Source organism: Mesorhizobium sp. RCAM 06353 (assembly GCF_059683585.1).
Window position 1 is genome coordinate 2,418,771 of record NZ_CM185031.1, and the last position, 14,519, is coordinate 2,433,289.

Annotated in this window: 12 protein-coding genes and 1 pseudogene; 6 read left to right on the plus strand and 7 right to left on the minus strand. The window is 64.2% G+C overall.

Annotation, left to right across the window (positions count from 1 at the left end; all coding sequences use genetic code 11):
* Window positions 1-133 precede the first annotated feature (133 nt).
* From AC56QX_RS11520 to AC56QX_RS11540, 5 genes and pseudogenes are all read right to left on the minus strand, one after another.
* Window positions 134-778 carry a TetR/AcrR family transcriptional regulator gene (locus AC56QX_RS11520; RefSeq protein ID WP_497116002.1) on the minus strand — a complete coding sequence of 215 codons (645 nt, stop codon included), beginning with the start codon at window positions 776-778 and terminating at the stop codon, window positions 134-136.
* Window positions 779-885: 107 nt separating this feature from the next.
* Window positions 886-1,662: pseudogene (locus AC56QX_RS11525) on the minus strand (SDR family NAD(P)-dependent oxidoreductase).
* Window positions 1,662-2,696: a phosphotransferase gene (locus AC56QX_RS11530; RefSeq protein ID WP_497116004.1), complete on the minus strand. Its 1,035-nt coding sequence runs from the start codon at window positions 2,694-2,696 to the stop codon at window positions 1,662-1,664. The pseudogene AC56QX_RS11525 and the gene AC56QX_RS11530 overlap by 1 nt, the downstream one beginning before the upstream one ends.
* A complete protein-coding gene (locus tag AC56QX_RS11535; protein ID WP_280175382.1) occupies window positions 2,693-3,178 on the minus strand; it encodes a MaoC family dehydratase in 486 nt (161 codons plus the stop codon). The genes AC56QX_RS11530 and AC56QX_RS11535 overlap by 4 nt, the downstream gene beginning before the upstream one ends.
* A gap of 39 nt (window positions 3,179-3,217) precedes the next feature.
* Window positions 3,218-4,033, minus strand: a complete 816-nt coding sequence (locus AC56QX_RS11540; protein ID WP_497116005.1) for an SDR family oxidoreductase — start codon at window positions 4,031-4,033, stop codon at window positions 3,218-3,220.
* A 121-nt stretch (window positions 4,034-4,154) separates the two neighbouring features.
* On the opposite strand from AC56QX_RS11540, the gene AC56QX_RS11545 reads away from it, so the two are divergent.
* The 6 genes from AC56QX_RS11545 (at window position 4,155) to AC56QX_RS11570 (ending at window position 10,080) form a co-directional block, all read left to right on the plus strand.
* Complete coding sequence (locus AC56QX_RS11545; RefSeq protein ID WP_497116007.1) at window positions 4,155-5,396, plus strand: acyl-CoA dehydrogenase family protein; 1,242 nt, start codon at window positions 4,155-4,157, stop codon at window positions 5,394-5,396.
* A 57-nt stretch (window positions 5,397-5,453) separates the two neighbouring features.
* Window positions 5,454-6,491, plus strand: coding sequence for a zinc-binding dehydrogenase (locus AC56QX_RS11550; RefSeq protein ID WP_497116009.1), 1,038 nt, complete (start codon window positions 5,454-5,456; stop codon window positions 6,489-6,491).
* Between the two features lie 209 nt (window positions 6,492-6,700).
* Window positions 6,701-7,882 (plus strand): glycosyltransferase family 87 protein, encoded by a 1,182-nt coding sequence (locus tag AC56QX_RS11555; RefSeq protein WP_497116012.1) that lies wholly within the window; start codon window positions 6,701-6,703, stop codon window positions 7,880-7,882.
* Complete coding sequence (locus AC56QX_RS11560) at window positions 7,875-8,858, plus strand: glycosyltransferase family 2 protein (RefSeq protein WP_497116014.1); 984 nt, start codon at window positions 7,875-7,877, stop codon at window positions 8,856-8,858. Before AC56QX_RS11555 ends, AC56QX_RS11560 begins: the two co-directional genes overlap by 8 nt.
* Entirely contained in the window at window positions 8,855-9,673 is an 819-nt protein-coding gene (locus AC56QX_RS11565; protein WP_497116015.1) for a ChbG/HpnK family deacetylase, read from the plus strand. Before AC56QX_RS11560 ends, AC56QX_RS11565 begins: the two co-directional genes overlap by 4 nt.
* Window positions 9,670-10,080, plus strand: a complete 411-nt coding sequence (locus AC56QX_RS11570) for a GtrA family protein (RefSeq protein WP_497116017.1) — start codon at window positions 9,670-9,672, stop codon at window positions 10,078-10,080. The genes AC56QX_RS11565 and AC56QX_RS11570 overlap by 4 nt, the downstream gene beginning before the upstream one ends.
* 8 nt (window positions 10,081-10,088) lie before the next feature.
* On the opposite strand, the gene AC56QX_RS11575 is transcribed toward AC56QX_RS11570, so the two are convergent.
* Both AC56QX_RS11575 and AC56QX_RS11580 read right to left on the minus strand, forming a co-directional pair.
* A complete protein-coding gene (locus AC56QX_RS11575) occupies window positions 10,089-13,220 on the minus strand; it encodes an efflux RND transporter permease subunit (RefSeq protein WP_497116018.1) in 3,132 nt (1,043 codons plus the stop codon).
* Entirely contained in the window at window positions 13,217-14,377 is a 1,161-nt protein-coding gene (locus tag AC56QX_RS11580) for an efflux RND transporter periplasmic adaptor subunit (protein ID WP_497116019.1), read from the minus strand. Before AC56QX_RS11580 ends, AC56QX_RS11575 begins: the two co-directional genes overlap by 4 nt.
* Window positions 14,378-14,519: the final 142 nt, after the last annotated feature.

Here is a 14,519-nt window from a genome sequence, read left to right on the forward strand (position 1 = left end):
ACAGATACGACCGCCGATCGCGAAGTTCAAGTCAAGATCGTACGTGTACGATAAATTTTTTGTTAACCAAGAAATTGCCCTCGGTTTGGTGGGAAGGGGTGGCGAGGAAGTGTGGAAACGAAGGAGATGTCGTTCAGCCGTCGACCGGAGTCTCGGTCAATGGCGGCACGTTCTGCGTGCTAAGCGCGGCCATCTGGAAATCGCACATCCGCTTCACGAAGGCATACGGGTCACCGAAGGGATAGAACGGGAAGGTGATCAGCAGCGAGATCGTGCCGTGGCCAACCGCCCACAGCATGGTGGCGATGGCGCGCGGGTCGCCCTGCAGCTTGCCGGCGGCGACGCAAGCTTCGACCCGGGTGATCAGCGCCTTCATCGCCGGGTTGGCCTCGTGCATTTCTTGAAAACTCCGGCCTTCCGGCGGCCTCGTCTTCTCGGTCATGAAGACAGTGCGATATTCATTGGGATTGCCGAGCCCGAAAGCGGCATATTCGGTCATCACCGCCTGCAAGGCTTCGATCGGATCATCTGACGAGTGCTCCTCGATGCGGCGGGCCAGCGTCTCGAACGCATCTTCGGCAAGTGCAAACAGAATGTCCTGCTTGTCGGCGAAATAGGAATAGACCGACATCGGCGCATAGCCGACCCGCTTGGCCAGTTTGCGGATGGTCAGGCCCTCATAGCCTTCTTCCTGGACGAGCTTGTGCGCGGCTTCGACCAGTTCGGAGCGCAATTCGGCTTTTTGTTTTTCGCGGCGTTTCTGGACGCTCGGCGGCAAAATCTGGTGCCTTCGTTTGGTTGGTGCCTGGCCAAATTATATACGCTGTACGGTAACGAACAAGGGCATGGGAAGTTCCCAAGCGGCATGGCAGTGAGATCTTGCGGTCAGATGGCGCCGACGCCGCCGTCGATGGCCAGCGCGTGGCCGGTCATGAAGGAATTGGCCGGGTCGGCGGCGAACAGGATGGCGGTGATGATTTCGTCGACTTCCGCTACGCGTTTCATCGGCACGCCGCGTGTCAGTTCGGCCAATGCCTCTGCCTCCGGCGCGCCGGATACGCGCACGAAGCTGTCCACCATCGCCGTCCTGGTGTGGGCAGGGCAGATGGCGTTGATGCGCACACCCTTGGTCGCGTATTCGGCCGCCGCCGACTTGGTCAACCCGACGACGCCATGTTTGGCTGCCGCTTAGACCGAGAGCTTTGGCGCGCCGACCAGCCCGGCAACCGAGGCGATGTTGACGATAGCGCCGGCCTTGGCCGTAGCCTTGAACTGCCGTTCCATCTGCGGGATCTGGTGCCTCATGGCATAGAAGACGCCGAGCAGGTCGATCTCGATCACGCGGCGGGCTTCGTCCGACGGCACCTGCGGCAGGCGCACGAAACTCTGGACGATACCGGCATTGTTGATGGCGACATCCAGGCGGCCGAATCTTTCGACCGCCAGCCCGACCAGATCCTCCGACAGTTTCTCGTCGGCGATGTTGCCGGCCAGGATCGCCGTCTCGGCTGGCAAGGTCGCGGCAAGATCGGCGAGTGCCTTTTCGTCGATGTCCGACAGCACCAGCCGGGCGCCCTCGGCGGCAAAGCCTTTGGCGGCACCACGGCCTAGCCCGCCGGCGGCACCCGTGATCAGCACCGTTGCTCCGTCAAAGCGGCCCATTACGCCTCCCTATCGATCAGTCTTGCGGCAAGATGCGAAAGCAGCTTCACCGCCTCGCCATAGGTTCTGGCCTTTTCGGGATTGGAGGCATTGCCGTCCAGCGCGCGCTTGTAGACACCCTGGCAGATCGCCGCCAACCGGAAGAAGGAGAAGGCGAGGAAGAAGGTCCAGTTGCCGATGCCGGTGAGCCCGCGCCGCCGGCAATAGGCGGCGACATAGTCTTCTTCGGAGGGCAGGCCGATTGCCCCACGGTCTACGCCGCCCAGGCCGCGAAAGCCGGAGGCATGCGGCAGGCGCCATTGCATGCACTGATAGGCGATGTCGGAGAAAGGATGGCCCAGCGTCGACAACTCCCAGTCGAGCACCGCTTTGACCCTTGGCTGGTCCGGCGCGAAGATCAGATTGTCCAGCCGGTAATCGCCATGCACCAGCGATATCAGGCCGTCGTCTGCGGGCATGTGCGTTTCCAGCCAGGCGATCAGCTGGTCCATGTCGGCAATGCTGCCGGTTTCCGAGGCGCGGTACTGGCTGGTCCAGCGCGCCAGCTGCCGTTCGAAATAATTGCCTGGCCGGCCGAAATCGCCGAGACCCACGGCCTCGACATCGACATCATGCAGGGCCGCGAGCGTGCCGTTCATGGCGTCATAGATCGCAGCGCGCTCATGGTTGTCGCGCGCTTCCGGCAGCGCCGGATCCCAGAAGATGCGGCCATCGAGGAAATCCATGACATAGAACATGCGGCCGATCGGCGAGTCCTCCGCCGACAGATGCAGCATTTCGGGCACCGGCACGGCGGTGCCGGCAAGCGCCTTCATCACCCGGAATTCGCGGTCGACCTGATGCGCCGATTTCAGCAAATGCCCCGGCGGCTTGGCGCGCAGCACGTAGCGGCCGCTGGCCGCCGTCAGGAGATAGGTCGGGTTGGACTGGCCGGATTTGAACTTTTCGATTGCAGCGAGCCCGGAAAAGCCGGGGATTTCCGCCTCGAGGTAAGGCGCAAGCGCTGCCTGGTCGAGCGCGTTGGCGTCGCTCATGCGGTCTCGGGCTGACGTTCGATCAGGGTGAGCGTCAGCCAGCGGGCGGTTAGCGCCGGTTTCTTCGAGCCCTCGATCTCGATCGTCACGTCATGCGCGGTCTGCACCCAGCCCGACGGCCTGACCTTGACGTCGGCCAGCACGAAATGGGTGCGGATGCGCGCACCAGTCTTCACCGGCGCCAGGAAGCGCAGCGAATCGAAGCCATGGTTGACGCCCATCTTGCCGTTTTCCAGCGGTGGCATGGTCTCGAAGGTCATTGCCGAGAGCAGCGACAGCGACAGGAAGCCATGCGCGATGGTGCCGCCGAACGGCGTCTCGCGCTTGGCCCGCTCGGGGTCGCAGTGGATGAACTGGTGGTCGTCGGTGGCGTCGGCAAACTGGTCTATCATGCGTTGCGTCACCACCCGCCACGGTGAGACGCCAACTTCCTTGCCGACACTGGCCAGAAGCACATCGAGACTGATCGGTTCCACGCTCATGTCCTCCAGTTCACCTCCAGCTTCTACGGCCGGAAAATGTCATTCCTTGAACAAGGTCAATCCATGCTGCACCGACTGCCCGCCGTCGATCGGCAGGATGGCGCCGGTGACATAGCTGCCTGCACGGCTGCACAAATAGAGCGTTGCGCCGGCAATGTCATCCGGTGCGCCGATACGGCCGATCGGAACATGATTGCCGACATGCCTGGCCTGTTCATCCGTACCGGTCGCAAACGCCGTCATGCGGCTCTGGAAGGGGCCGGGGGCGAAGGCGTTGACGGTGATGCGACGTGCGGCGAACTCCAGCGCCAAGGTGCGTGTTAAATGATGCACGGCAGCCTTGGAGGCGGTGTAGGAATAGGCATCGTCGGCCAGCGGTTGCGTGCCCATCACCGAACCCAGATTGATCACCCGGGCCGGGTCGGCGTCGCTGGCGGCGGCTTCGAGTAGCGGCAGCAATTCGCGCGTCAGGTGGAAGACCGCGGTGACATTGACGCCAAGCACCTTGGCCCAAGCCGAATAAGGGAAGCTTTCCAGCGGCGCACCCCAGGAAACGCCGGCATTGTTGATCAGAATATCGAGTTTGCCGGTCCGCGCCTTGACCTCGGCGACGAGTGCGGCGATGCCAGCCTCGCTGGAAACGTCGCCGGCAAAGCCATCGGCGCGGCCGGCGGCGCCAAGCCCGTTCAATTCATTGGCGACCTTGATGCAATCCTCGCCCTTGCGCGAAGCGATCATGACGCTGGCGCCGGCCTTGACCAGCGCGGTCGCCGCCATGCGGCCGATACCGGTTGCCGCTCCCGTCACCAGCGCGGTCTTGCCGGCCACCGAAAACAGCTCGTCGAGATAGGCCATTCCAATCCTCCGCGCTCTGCCTCGACATGCGGGCAAACAGTTCGCGTTGACAAGGCTATCCGAAGTACGGTCATCCTTGCCACGGGTAAAATGCCGGGCCTCTATGAAGGGTTAGCGACCGATGACGGAGATGAATCTCGGCATGACCGAGCGGCTGAAGCCGATCCACGCGCGCGTCGCGGCCATGGTGCGTGACGAGATCATGCCGCTCGACAAGGAATTTTTGGGCGAGGTGGGCAAGGAAGGCGACCGCTGGGTCTACACGGCACGGCAAGCCGAGATCCTCGAAGGGCTGAAGAAGACGGCACGAGAACGTGGCCTGTGGAATTTCTGGCTGACCGGCTCGGAACGCGGCTATGGCCTGTCCACCGTCGAATACGCTTATCTCGCCGAGGAGATGGGCAAGGCGCATCTCGGCGCCGAGACCTTCAACTGCTCGGCGCCCGATACCGGCAATATGGAGGTGCTGGAACGCTATGGCTCGGCCGACCACAAGAAAACATGGCTTGAACCGCTGCTCGACGGCAAGATCCGCTCGGCCTATCTGATGACCGAGCCTGATGTCGCCTCGTCCGACGCCACTAACATTGCCATGCGCTGCGAGCGGCAAGGCGACGACTATGTGCTCAATGGCGAGAAATGGTGGGCGTCGGGCGCCGGCGATCCACGCTGCGCCATCTACATCGTCATGGTGCGGACCGGCGGCGATGATGAGCCGCAGCACCGCCGCCATTCGATGATCCTGGTGCCTTCGGACACGAAAGGCGTGACCAAGGTCCGCGCCATGCAGGTCTATGGCGACGATGACGCACCGCACGGCCATATGCACCTTCGCTTCGACAATGTCAGGGTACCGGCCTCGAACCTGATCCTCGGCGAGGGCAGGGGGTTCGAGATCGCGCAGGGCCGGCTTGGCCCCGGCCGCATCCATCACTGCATGCGCGCCATCGGCCAGGCCGAGATGGCGCTGGAGATGCTGTGCCAGCGTTCCGTGCGCCGCGAAGCCTTCGGCCAGAAGCTGGCGAAACTCGGTGCCAATTTCGACATCATCGCCGAATGCCGGATGGAGATTGAGATGGCCCGGCTGCTGTGTCTCAAGGCGGCCTGGATGATCGACCAGGGCGATGCGCGCGCTGCGGCCCCTTGGATCAGCCAGATCAAGGTCATAGCGCCGCGTGTCGCGCTGAGGATCACCGACGAGGCCGTACAGATGTTCGGTGCGCAAGGCATCAGCCAGGACACGCCGCTGGCGCGCTCGTGGACGCATCTGAGGACATTGCGCCTCGCCGACGGGCCTGACGCCGTGCATCGCCGGCAGGTGGCGCGGACGGAGCTGAAGAAATACACGCAGGAGAAAGTCTGAGCTCTAAGCTCGGCCCGCCGCATACGGTCTTTCCGCCGCAACCAAGGAGTGTCACCGATGACCATTCCCTCCGAAATGAAGGCGTTGCTCCTGGTCGGCGACGGCTACACCAAGACGCCGAGCGGCAGTGTACTCGAGGCGATGGAGCCCTATCTCGAGCCGGGCAGCATCGCTGTGCCGGCGCCTGGACCGACACAAGTGCTGATCAAGGTGAGCCTGGCTTCGATCAACCCATCCGACGTCGCCTTCATCAAGGGCCAATACGGCCAGCCGCGCGCCAAGGGCCGGCCGGCCGGCTTCGAGGGCGTCGGTACCGTCGCCGCCGCAGGTGACGAACCTTATCCCAAAAGCCTCGTCGGCAAGCGCGTCGCCTTCGCCACCGGCCTCAGCAACTGGGGTTCGTGGGCCGACTATGCCGTCGCCGAGGCGGCGGCATGCATTCCGCTGCTCGACACGGTTCGTGACGAGGATGGTGCGGCGATGATCGTCAATCCGCTCACCGCGATCGCCATGTTCGACATCGTCAAACAGGAGGGCGAAAAGGCCTTCATCATGACCGCCGGCGCCAGCCAGCTCTGCAAGCTGATCATCGGCCTGGCCAAGGAAGAGGGCTTTCGGCCCATCGTCACCGTGCGCCGCGATGAGCAGATCGAGCTTCTGAAAGAGATCGGCGCTGCCCATGTGCTGAACGAGAAGGCGCCGGATTTCGAGGCCACGCTGCGCGAGGTGATGAAGGCCGAACAACCGCGCATCTTCCTCGACGCGGTCACCGGGCCGCTGGCTTCGGCCATCTTCCATGCGATGCCGAAACGGGCACGCTGGATCATCTATGGCCGGCTCGACACGGACGCGACCATCATCCGTGAACCCGGCCAGTTGATCTTCCAGCACAAGCACATCGAAGGTTTTTGGCTGAGCGAATGGATGCGCCAATCTAGAGATCGGCGTGGTCCAGCGATCCTGGAAGCGCAGAAGCGTTTTTCCGACGGGCGCTGGTCGACTGACGTGACCGCGGTCGTGCCGCTCGCCGAGGCCATCGAGCGGGTCCCGGCCGAACTGGCCAAGCCCAACGGCAAGGTTTTTATCCGGCCTTGACGCTATTCGAAGCGGCGGTGGAAGCGCGAATACGAGGCTTTCGGAGGTCTCGTTTCAGCCAGGCCGTCGCAGTGCCAGACCGTCCGCGGCGGCGCGTCGACTTGATGGCCGCGTCTTTCAGCCCCCTATGCCACGCCGCTTTGTCCGTGATATGCCGCCGCCATCGAATGCCGGGACTGAGCCTGTTCCGGGTGTTGTGGGGTGTCTTGATGACGATGTCCAAGCCGGTTTTCGACCGTTTGGGACTTGGCCTTTGGATCGGAGCGTTTCTGGTCGTTCTTGTCCTCGTCCTGTTGGCGCCTGACACGCGCAGCGTGCTGTCGGCCTACAGATATGGCAGCCAGGAATTTCTCGCCGGGCGACCGCTCTACAACATCCAGTCCGAGATGGGGTATCTCTACGCGCCGGCCTTTGCCGCGCTCTATGTTCCGCTGTTCAAGCTCGGGCCGCATCTGGGCGGCCTGCTGTGGCATATTATCGGCTTCGCGGTGCTGACCTTCGCCGCGATGCGGCAGGTGCGCAAGCTCGGCGGCGGGGAATTGCCGTGGCTGCTTTCCTTCGGGCTGTTCCTTGCCCTGCCGATGGCGCTGGGGGCGATCCGCAACGGCCAGGCAACGATCCTGTTGACCGGCGCCTGCTGGCTTCTCACTTTGTCGGCGCTCGAAGGTCGGCGCGCCGAAACCTTCTTCTGGGCTTCGCTTGCCATCATCGCCAAGCCAACCGCGATCATCATGCTGTTGTTGGTAGGTGCCCTGCGCCTGCGGCTGATCCCGGTGCTGGTGCTGGCGGTGCTGTTCGTGCTCGCGTTACCTTATGCTTTCGCTCCCGCCAGCTATCTCAACGACCAGTATCGTGTCTTTGCCGAGATGTTGACCTCGATGGCTGTCGACAACACCAGCCACTTTGTTCCCACCGACTTCACGGCGCCATTCACCAAAATCGGGCTGCCCCTCCCGGAATTCGGTGCCACGATCGTGCGTGTCGTCATGGCCCTGTTCACGCTTTCCGCGGTCATCTGGTTCGACCGCAAACTCGAACGCGGGACGGCCGGTCTCGCCATCTTCCTGACGGCGACGTTCTACATGTGCGTCTTCAACCCGCGCGTCGAGCCCAACACCTATGCCATGATCGCCGTGCCTGCCGGTCTCGCTATCGCCTTGTTGTGGCGCGAGGAACGAGGCGGTGTCCTGGCCTCGGTGCTGGCGGTGACCCTGTTCCTTACAGGGCTAACCGGCGTCGAACGCCATATCCAAGATTTGACGTATCCCTGGTTCCGACCGATCACCGTCACGGTTATCGCCGGTTCCCTGATCTGGTGGTTCTGGGCGAAAGCACGAGACAAGGTGACGCGAGACAAGGTGATGAATGAAAGGCCTGTCGCAAATGGCTGAGTCGCGGCCTGTTCTCGATATCGTGGCGCCGTTCTTCAACGAGGCGCAGTCGGCGTCGGCGTTTGCCGCATTGCTCGATAAGCTCGAAGCCACAGTGGCGCAGCGCTTCGGCATGGCTGTCCACAAGATCCTGGTCGACGACGGCAGCCGTGACGATAGCGCCGAGCGGTTTTCGCAGGCGCTGTCGGGCTCCTGGGAGATCGTGCGGCTCAGCCGCAATTTCGGCAAGGAGGTCGCGGTGCTCGCCGGCCTCGACCAGTCGCGCGGCGACATGGCGCTGGTCATGGATGCCGACCTCCAGCATTCGATGGACACCAGCCTGAAGATGATCGCCGAGCTGGTGGAAAACCGCGATATCGATGTCGTCTACGCGCAGAACGACCGCCGCGAGGCGAGCTGGCGACGCAGCCAACTGGCGAAGCTGTTCTACAGCCTGATCAACAGCAGCCAGCGTTTCGACATTCCGGAGAATGCGGGAGATTTTCGCGTCATGCGTGGCGCCGTGGTGCGCGCGCTGACGAGCCTGCGCGACAAGCGGCGCTTCAACAAGGGCCTGTTCGCCTGGGCCGGCTTCCGCCAGAAAGCCATACAATATTCGCCGGAAAGCCGCGCTGTCGGCACGTCGAAATGGAGCCGGCTCAACCTGATCGCCTTCTCGCTGGAAGGGTTTACGTCGTTTTCCGTTATCCCGCTGCGCATCATCAGCCTGAGCGGGATGCTGGCGGCGCTGGCGGGCATCATCTACGGAGCCAAAGTGTTCTTCGAGGTGCTGTTCTACGGTATCGCCGTCCCCGGCTATCCCAGCCTCATGGTCGCCGTCGTCCTGCTCGGCGGCCTCAACCTCACCTTGCTCGGCCTGATCGGCGAATATGTCTGGGTGACGCTTTCGGAAAGCAAGGACCGGCCGGTCTATATCGTGCGCGATGTCGTGCGCGGCGAAGTTCCGGACAGGCCGCCTGGCGTGCCCGGCGCATGACGCGGCGCATCCGCCTGATCGCCGATGACTATGGCCTGGCTCCCGGCGTTTCCGCCGGGATTCTCCACCTGCTCGATCGCGGCCGGCTGACCGGCACCAGCTGCATGACCGGCTTTCCGGAATGGCCTGATGCGGCGACGCGGATAAAGCCGCTGTGCGGCCGCGCGGCGGTCGGGCTGCACCTGACCCTCACCGACCAGCCTGCCGTCACCGGCCGGTCGAGCCTGGCGCCGGAAGGCCGGTTGCCGCCGCTGCGTTCGCTGGCATTGCCGGTGCTGCGCGGCAGCATTGACGAGCGGGATGTCCATGCCGAGCTCGACGCGCAGTACAGCCGCTTCGTCGAGGCGCTGGGTCGCCAACCTAACTTCATCGACGGGCACCAGCACGTGCATTTCCTGCCTGTCGTGCGCAGATGGCTGCGGGCGCATTTTTCGGAAGCGACCGCCAGGCCGGCGCTGCGCGGTGCGCCGGCGCTGGGCAATGCCGCCGTGGCCCCGAAAGTCGCGGCAATCGCGGCCGTGGCCGCCGGCTTCAACCGCTCTATGGCGCGCGCCGGCTTCACCCTTTTCGCGCCGCTCGCCGGCATCTATGACTGGCGGCAACCCGAGCGATTTGCCCCTGTTCTGCAAGCCGCCGTCGACGCACTGCCTGAACGAGGTCTGTTCATGTGCCATCCCGGCCATGTCGACGAGATGCTGCCGGCGCGCGACCCGATGCAAGGCGTGCGTGAGGTGGAGTTCGCGGTCCTGGCCTCGGACGCGTTCGGCGCGAGCCTCGCACGCGCCGGTGTCGAGATCATGGATGGCCAGGGATGAACGGCGCGGACCAGCCCCGACGTTCGACGGGCAGCAAGATCGTCCGCTTTGCCATCGTCGGACTGGTCAACACGGCCATCGACCTTGCGGGCTTCTTCGTGCTGCTCAAGCTGCATGTCCCGCCGCTCCCGGCCAATGTCACCTCCTGGTTCATTGCCGTCATCTTCTCTTTCACGGCCAACAGTTTGTGGTCGTTCGAGCGCGATCGAGCCATCCGGCTGCGCGATGCCTTTCTGCGCTTCGTCTCGCTGGGTGCGCTGATTTCGCTCGGCGTCTCCAGCCTTTCGCTCGCGCTGTTCGCCGGCATTGCCGGGGTGTGGCCGGCCAAGATCGGCGGTGTCATCGTGGCGGCGGTGCTGAATTTCCTCGCCGCGCGGTGGTCGATCGAAGGCCGGCTTTTGAGATAGGGCGCAATCTACTCCGCCGGCTCCATATTGGTGTGGGCGGCTTCTTCGAGTTCGCGCTTGAGGCGCGCTTCCTCATGGGTCTTCGGGGTGACGAAGCGGCCAAGCAGGAGATAGGCGACCGGCGTCAGGAACAGCGTCGAGATGGTGGCGAGCCCCAGTCCGCCGACGATCACCCAGCCGAGCGCCACGCGTGCCTCGGCACCCGCGCCCGCCGCCAGCACCAGCGGTACGCCGCCAAGTATGGTGCAGATCATCGTCATCATCACCGGCCGCAGGCGGATGATCGAGGCCTGCTCGATCGCCTCGCGGACGCCAAGCCCGCGGTCGCGCAGCTGGTTGGCGAATTCGACGATCAGGATGCCGTTCTTGGCCATGACGCCGACCAGGAGCACCAGGCCGATCTGGCTGTAGGCGTTGAGGCTGGTGCCGGAGAGCAGCAGCGCGAAGATGGCGCAGGCGAGGCCAAGCGGCACCGTCGCCATGATGATGACGGCGCTGACGAAGCTTTCGAACTGGGCGGCCAGCACCAGGAGGATGATGACCAGCGCGAAGCCGAAGATGGTGACCATGGCACTGTTGGTCTCGCCCAGCGTCGCGGCCTCGGCCAGCGGCAGGATGCGGCTGCCTGGCGGCAGCAGCGGCGTGGCGATTTCCTCGGCGCGGCTCAGCGCATCGCCCAGGGCGAAATTGCCGGAGAGGTTTGAGGTGATGGCCACCGATGGCTGCTGCTGTTCGCGCGACAGCGACGGCGGCACGGCGCGTTCGGTCAGCGTGGCGATGGTCGACATCGGCACGAAGCGGCCATCGGCAGTCTTCAGGAAGACATTTTCCAGATCGGTCGGATCGTTGATCGGATTGGTGGTCGAGACCAGCTTCACGCCATAGCTGCGGTCGGCGATGTAGACGTCGACGACGTCGTTGCCGTCGAGCATGGCCTGCATGGTGTTGGCGAGGCCTGATATGTCGATGCCGAGGTCGGAGGCACGCTCGCGGTCGATGGCGACGGCCAGCTGCGGTTGCGTCGGGTCGATCGACAGGCGCGGCGTCTGGAAGCGCGGGTCCTTCTGCATCTCGGCGATGATCTTGACCGCCGCGTCACCAAGCGCCTTGCGGTCGTTGCCGACCAGCGCGAACTGCAGGCCGTTGCCGGCGCCGCGGATGCCGAGGCTGTTGGGCTGCACCGGGAAGATGCGTACGCTCGGCACCTGCTTGGTCAGCTGGCTGATCTCGGCCATGATCTCCTGCTGGCTGCGGCTGCGCTCGTTCCATGGCGCCAGCGTCATCACCATGAAGCCGGAATTGTAGGAGCCGTTCTGGCCGGCATTCTCGAAGGTCGAACGGATCTCGCCGGAATCGCGCATCGGCTGGATCAGCTTCTCGATCTTCTGCATCTGCTGCGTCGTGTAATCGAGGCTGACGCCTTGCGGTGCATTGATGCGCAGCAGCACGGCCGCGCGATCCTCGGTCGGCGTCAGTTCCTGGCGGATGGTGCCGAACAGTGCGAAGGCGGTGCCGGCAAACAGCACCGCGACCAGAACCACGATCCAGGGCGCATGGAGGCAAGCGTGCAGGACCCGCTTGTAGGCGGCATTCAACGCGCCGCCGATACGGGCGCCGATGCCGTGGCCGCCTTCATGGTGGAGCGAGGCGCTGGTCAGCATGCGCGAGGCGAGCATCGGGCAAAGTGTCAGCGCCACCACGCAGGACAGAAGCACCGACATGGCAAGGACGAAGCCGAATTCGCGAAACAGGCCGCCGGTCTGGCCGGGCAGGAAGGAGATCGGCACGAAGACGGCGACCAGCGTCAGCGTCGTCGCAACGACGGCGAAGAACACTTCCTGCGCGCCGAGCACGGCGGCCGCGCGTGGCCCCATGCCCTCGTTGCGCCGTCGCACGATGTTTTCCAGGACAACGATGGCGTCGTCGACGACAAGGCCCGTCGCCAGCACCATGGCGAGCAGCGTCAGGATGTTGACCGAGAAGCCGGCCAGATAGATGGCGGCGATGGTGCCGATCATGGCGACCGGCATCGACAGGCCGGGGATCAGCGTGGCGCGCCAGTCGAGCAGGAAGATGTAGATGACGATCAGCACCATGGTGACCGACAGGCCGAGCGCGATCTCGACCTCGTGCACCGCGCCCTTGACGAAGACGGCGTCGTCGCTGGTGATCTTGATCGCCATGCCCTTGGGCAGGTTTTCCTGCAGTTTGGCGACGGCGGCCTGAACGCCGGTCGAGATGTCGAGCGTGTTCGATTCCGCCTGGCGGATGATGCCGATGCCGATGCCGGTCTTGCCATCCGAACGCAGCGTCGTCTGGCCGACATCGGGGCCGAGCGTGACGGTGGCGACGTCGCGGATGCGCGTCGTGCCGCCGATGATGATGTTTTCGAATTCCTCGGGCGTGGTCACGTCGGCCGTGGTGCGGACGATCAGGTCCTGGTTCGTCGTGGTGATCGAACCGGCCGGCGAATCGAAAGCGACCGAGGCAAGGGCTGCCCTGAGATCGGCGACGGTAAAGCCGAGGCTGGCGAGCTTGTTCTGATCGACGTCGATGCGGAAGATCTTGTCGCGGTCGCCATAGACCTGGACGTCGGCGACGCCGGGCACGGCGGCCAGTTCGTCCTCGATCTGGTCCTGGACGACGACCGTCATGTCCTGGATCGACATGTTGTCGGAGGTCACCGCCAGCCGCATCACCGCGTCGGAGTTGGCATCGGCCTTGACGATGCGCGGCGGGTCGGCGGTGTCCGGCATCTGGTTGGCGACGCGGCCGACGGCATCGCGCACATCGGAGGCGGCGACATTGAGATCGACGCCGTCGTTGAACTCGATGGTGACGCGGCTCGAGCCGAAGGAGGACGAAGACGAGATCGACTTGACGCCGGAGACGCGGGCAACGGCGCCCTCGATCGTGTCGGTCAGTTCGCGGTCGACGGTTTCGGCAGCGGCCCCTTCGAAGGTTGTCGAGACCGTGACCACGGCACGGTCGACGTCGGGCAGTTCGCGGATCTCGACGCCGTAGAAGGCGGCGAGGCCGGCAACCGCGATGAGGATGTTGAGCACGAAGGCCATGACCGGCCTGCGGATGAACAGGGCGGTGAAGCCGGTATCGCTGGCGGCGTTGACGGGTCCGGTCATGAGCCTTCGGCGGCGTTGGCGGCGCGCGGTTCCTGGCCGGCGATGCGGACCTCACCGCCCTCGCTGACGTTCTGCGTGCCTTCGGTGACGACCATGTCGCCGCTGTCGATCTCGGCGTCGATCAGCACTGTCTCGGTGTTGCGCTGGATGATGCGCACCGGCACGCGTTTGGCCTTGCCGTCCTCGATCTGCCAGACATAGGCGCCGTCCGATCCCCACAGGATCGCCAGCGGGCTGACGGCCGGATAGGTTTCGCCGGGGAATTTCATGATGATGGAGAACGACATGCCGGCGCGCAGCGAATCGGCGGGATTGGCGATCTTGGCCTTGACCAGCAGCGTGCGGCTCTTTTCGTCGATATGGTTGTCGATGGCCGAAATCGTGCCGGTATAGGCGTTGCTGGGATTGGCGATCGGCGTTGTCGTCAATTGCCCACCGACCTTGACCGCGGCGGCGAAACGCTCGGGCACCTGGAAATCGACGAGGATCGAGGAGCGGTCATCGAGCGTGGCGATCGCCGACTGGTTGGTGACGTAGTTGCCGGCCGAGATCGGCAGGATGCCGACAGTGCCAGCGATCGGAGCCAGAATGGAGCGGCGCTGCAGCGCAAGCTCGGCATCCTGAAGCGCCAGCTTGGCGCCTGCCAGCACCACTTCGGCGTCGGCAACGGCGACCGGCGTCGCGGCATTGGAGGCGCGCAGCGACTTGACGCGGTCAAGCTTGGATTGCGCATCCTGCAGAGCGAGCTTGGCCCGGTCCTGAGAGATGATCTCGGTTTCGGAATCAAGCGTGGCGATGATCTGCCCCTTGTCGACATGGGTACCGGATTCGACCAGCAGTTCGGCAAGGCGGCCGGAACTGTATGGATTGACGGTCACCGATGCGTTGGCGCGGCCGGTGCCGATTGCCTGGAGGCGGTCGTTGATGACAGCCGAGGCGGCCGGCGATGCAACGATGGTGGCAATCTGGGCGCCGTTGCGCCCCGGCTGCCGGGAACCAGCTGCCGCAGTGACCTTCGCTGCAGGCGTCGCGCCATAGGCCCAGTCGATGCCCCAGCGTGCCAGCACTTCGGGAGCGCCGGGGTAGAAGCGCGCCCACGCGGCCGCGGCGGCGACCACGACGACAAGCGCGAGGACAATCTGTTTCCAACCCGACATCGGCACTCCAGCGGCAAAAATCGTTCTGCCGGTTCCAAGTGGAAGCGGATGCAGCGACGACAAGGGCTGTGGGCCAAAACTGGCCACGACAGCCCCGATACCATCGGTTTATGGCAATTATCACGCAATCGTGCACATTAAA

What these genes read in the sequence shown, in the direction of transcription:
- AC56QX_RS11565 (WP_497116015.1), top strand. Translation starts at nt 8,855, where the DNA reads ATGACGCGGCGCATCCGCCTGATCGCCGATGACTATGGCCTGGCTCCC.
- AC56QX_RS11540 (WP_497116005.1), bottom strand. Translation starts at nt 4,033, where the DNA reads ATGGCCTATCTCGACGAGCTGTTTTCGGTGGCCGGCAAGACCGCGCTG.
- AC56QX_RS11530 (WP_497116004.1), bottom strand. Translation starts at nt 2,696, where the DNA reads ATGAGCGACGCCAACGCGCTCGACCAGGCAGCGCTTGCGCCTTACCTC.
- AC56QX_RS11535 (WP_280175382.1), bottom strand. Translation starts at nt 3,178, where the DNA reads ATGAGCGTGGAACCGATCAGTCTCGATGTGCTTCTGGCCAGTGTCGGC.
- AC56QX_RS11570 (WP_497116017.1), top strand. Translation starts at nt 9,670, where the DNA reads ATGAACGGCGCGGACCAGCCCCGACGTTCGACGGGCAGCAAGATCGTC.
- AC56QX_RS11550 (WP_497116009.1), top strand. Translation starts at nt 5,454, where the DNA reads ATGACCATTCCCTCCGAAATGAAGGCGTTGCTCCTGGTCGGCGACGGC.
- AC56QX_RS11545 (WP_497116007.1), top strand. Translation starts at nt 4,155, where the DNA reads ATGACGGAGATGAATCTCGGCATGACCGAGCGGCTGAAGCCGATCCAC.
- AC56QX_RS11580 (WP_497116019.1), bottom strand. Translation starts at nt 14,377, where the DNA reads ATGTCGGGTTGGAAACAGATTGTCCTCGCGCTTGTCGTCGTGGTCGCC.
- AC56QX_RS11555 (WP_497116012.1), top strand. Translation starts at nt 6,701, where the DNA reads ATGACGATGTCCAAGCCGGTTTTCGACCGTTTGGGACTTGGCCTTTGG.
- AC56QX_RS11560 (WP_497116014.1), top strand. Translation starts at nt 7,875, where the DNA reads ATGGCTGAGTCGCGGCCTGTTCTCGATATCGTGGCGCCGTTCTTCAAC.
- AC56QX_RS11575 (WP_497116018.1), bottom strand. Translation starts at nt 13,220, where the DNA reads ATGACCGGACCCGTCAACGCCGCCAGCGATACCGGCTTCACCGCCCTG.